General features: G+C 40.2%; 4 protein-coding genes. All 4 read right to left on the bottom strand.

Annotation, left to right across the window (positions count from 1 at the left end):
- Positions 1-207: peptide transporter (locus FJ218_11210; protein MBM4167469.1), on the bottom strand; the 207-nt coding region annotated here is incomplete at its 3' end.
- A gap of 116 nt (positions 208-323) precedes the next feature.
- Positions 324-1,229 carry a proline dehydrogenase gene (locus FJ218_11205; GenBank protein ID MBM4167468.1) on the bottom strand — a complete coding sequence of 302 codons (906 nt, stop codon included), beginning with the start codon at positions 1,227-1,229 and terminating at the stop codon, positions 324-326.
- 115 nt (positions 1,230-1,344) lie between these two features.
- Positions 1,345-2,835, bottom strand: a complete 1,491-nt coding sequence (locus tag FJ218_11200) for a cysteine--tRNA ligase (GenBank protein MBM4167467.1) — start codon at positions 2,833-2,835, stop codon at positions 1,345-1,347.
- The gene (locus FJ218_11195) at positions 2,786-3,034 is read right to left on the bottom strand and encodes a hypothetical protein (GenBank protein MBM4167466.1); all 249 of its coding nucleotides are present in this window, start codon (positions 3,032-3,034) and stop codon (positions 2,786-2,788) included. Before FJ218_11195 ends, FJ218_11200 begins: the two co-directional genes overlap by 50 nt.
- Positions 3,035-3,042: the final 8 nt, after the last annotated feature.

Below are 3,042 nucleotides of genomic sequence, written 5' to 3'. Positions count from 1 at the left end.
TTTTCTTCCGATGGAAATTGCAAGAACTGCAATTGGAATCGAAGCGGAAACAGTGAGTCCCGCTTTCAAAGCAAGATACACTGTTGCGGCGCCAAAGAGAATTCCGAAGAATGCTCCCATCAGGATTGATTTCATTGTAAATTCCGGCATTAATTGATTTGCAGGAACGAACGGTTGAAACGTTGTTGATTTATTTTGTTCAGCCATAATTATTTTTTGTTATATGAATTGATGTTACTATCTCGTCATTGTGAGGAGTGAAACGACGTGGCAATCTTTTAGGGGATTGCTTCACTTTGTTCGCAATGACAATTCTAAAAAAATTATTTATTGTTACTCGAGAACATCGCCTTAAAAACGTATCCCGCTATTTCTGGGTTTTCTTTGAATCGCCGCGTTGAGTAATGATACCAATGTTCTCCGTACGGAACATAAATGCGTATTCGTTCTTGTTTTTCTAAAATCTTATTACGTAAATCTTCGCGAACGCCAAGCAGCATTTGAAATTCGTATTCGTTCTTTTGCAAAGTATATTTCTTAATCAACGAATGTGCCGCATCTATCAAAACGTAATCGTGTGTTGCAATGCCGACATACGTTTTTGTCGAAAGAAGCATTTCTAAAAGTTTGATGTAATTGTCCTGTACTTCTTTTCTATCTTGAAACGTTACATTCGGCGGTTCTCTGTAAATTCCTTTGCATAAACGGATGTTCGCTTTTTCTGAAATGAGTTGGTGAATATCGTTCTCGCTTCGCCGCATATATGCTTGAATCACAACGCCGACACCAGGAAAATCTTTTCGTACTGAACGAAACACAGCAAGCGTATCATCGGTGCACGTATGGTCTTCCATATCAAGTCGCGTGAAATATCCGAACGATGACGCAACGGAAAGTATTTCGCGAAGATTTTCTTCGCAAAGGTGCTTATCAAGTTTTAAACCCAGTTGCGTAGGTTTCAGGGAAAGATTTGCATCAATGTGTGTTGTGTGAATAGTGTTCAAAACTTCAATACACTGCTTTCGGAAATCAATAGCTTCGTTTGCGTGTGTAATATCTTCGCCTAGTACATCAATCGTCGCCATTGCGTTTTGTTGATTGAGTTCACGGACGACGCGCGTAACATCATTCAATGTTTTCCCCGCAATGTAACGCCTCGCAACGAGCCATACGAGTGGCTTGGGTGAAATGTGAAGTGATGCGAGAATGAACTTATTCAAAACATTCATCGCTCACATATTGGAAAAAAAGAGGAAAAAAAAATCGTTGCATTTCGCAAAAAAGTTGCGCACAATATACTTTTCGATTGCATAAAAATCAAAGGAAAATCTGAGAAGTTTATTTTTACTTTCGCTTCCACGCCGTTCCGTCTTTCGTGTCTTCGAGCGTTATGCTGAGTTCGTTCAATCCATCGCGGATTTTGTCGGAAAGTTTCCAGAGTTTTTCTGAGCGAATTTCCTTGCGAATGTCTATCACGAGTTTCATCAAATCGTTTTCCGAAACATTACTCAAAGTTTTTGTTTCGATTTCTTTTGGAATAATTCCCAACACATCGCCGCCAATTTCGGAAAAGAACGAATCAATTTGCAACAATTGTTCACTGGAAACATTTCCGCCAACGAGTAACGAATTCACTTCTCTGCTGAAATCAAACAACATTGCTATTACTTGCGGCGTATTGAAATCATCATTCATTGAATTCAGAAATTGTATTTTGTATTTCAAAACAAAACTGTCATTTATAATTACTCTCTGCTCTACGCTCTCTGCTCTTTGCTCTACGCTCTCTGCTCTTTGCTCTACGCTCCTTGCTCCTCGCTCCCTCACGCTTTTCACCGTATTCATAAGTTTCTCATAACCCTTTGCAGAACTCGCAATAGCTTCTTCCGAAAAATCCAGCGTACTGCGATAATGACTTTGCAAAATAAAAAATCGGACAACATTCGGCTCAAACTTTTTGAATAAATCTTTCAGCGTGGTAAAATTGCCGAGCGACTTACTCATCTTTTGTCCGTTCACCGTTACGAGATTGTTGTGGAGAAAATATTTTACAAACGGTTTTTGGTTTGCACATTCACTTTGCGCAATTTCACATTCGTGATGCGGAAATTGATTATCCATTCCTCCGCCGTGAATATCGAACGTTTCGCCGAGATATTTCATTGACATTGCAGAACATTCCACATGCCAACCGGGAAACCCTTTTCCCCACGGCGAACTCCACTGCATAATGTGTTCAGGTTCGGCGCGTTTCCACAAAGCAAAATCGTTCGGATGTTTTTTTTCGCTTCTCGTTTCAACGCGCGTTCCGGTTTCCGATTCTTCAATAGTTCGATTGGAAAGTTTTCCGTAGTCTTTGAATTTTGAAACATCAAAATACACCGAGCCGTTTGATTCGTACGCAAATCCTTTTTCAATCAGCGTTTGCGCGAGTTCGATTTGTTCGATAATATGTCCAGTTGCTCGCGGAGAAATATCGGGACGCAACACATTGAGCGCATCCATATCTTCAAAATAACTGCGCGTGTAAAATTCTGCAACTTCCATCGGATGTTTGTGTTCGGCGCGGCTTTGTTTCAACATTCGGTCTTCGCCTTCGTTTGTTTCGCCGAGCAAATGCCCAACGTCGGTAATGTTCTGAACGTACAAAACTTTGTAACCGACGTAACGCAAATAGCGAACAATCACATCGAACGACACGTAACTTTTTCCGTGACCAATATGCGAATGTCCGTACACCGTTGGACCGCAAACATACATTCGCACAAAATTTTCTGCGAGTGGTTTAAATTCTTCTTTTGTTCGGGTGAGTGTGTTGTAAATTGTTATGGGCATATTTTTTTACTTCAGCGTATTCTCGTTCTTTCACAATTTTTCCATCAATCATCGTAATTATTTTTCCGTCTTTGCCAAATACAATCGGCAAGCCAAGTTTTCGTCTGCGTTCCAGTTCGTCGGCGATTGCGACTTTTACACCAATATCTATTTTGTCTGCAAGATATTCTTGTGTTGGTTCTTTTATTTTGTATTGCATAATTTTTT

It is taken from the genome of Ignavibacteria bacterium (genome assembly GCA_016873775.1).
GTDB lineage: Bacteria > Bacteroidota > Ignavibacteria > UBA10030 > F1-140-MAGs086 > JAGXRH01.
The sequence above is the reverse complement of the archived record's forward strand: the minus strand, read 5'-3'. Positions and strand labels throughout refer to the sequence as shown.

Bases quoted from the DNA above. Each gene is read 5' to 3' on its own strand.
- FJ218_11205 (MBM4167468.1), bottom strand. From the start codon at position 1,229: ATGAATGTTTTGAATAAGTTCATTCTCGCATCACTTCACATTTCACCC.
- FJ218_11200 (MBM4167467.1), bottom strand. From the start codon at position 2,835: ATGCCCATAACAATTTACAACACACTCACCCGAACAAAAGAAGAATTT.
- FJ218_11195 (MBM4167466.1), bottom strand. From the start codon at position 3,034: ATGCAATACAAAATAAAAGAACCAACACAAGAATATCTTGCAGACAAA.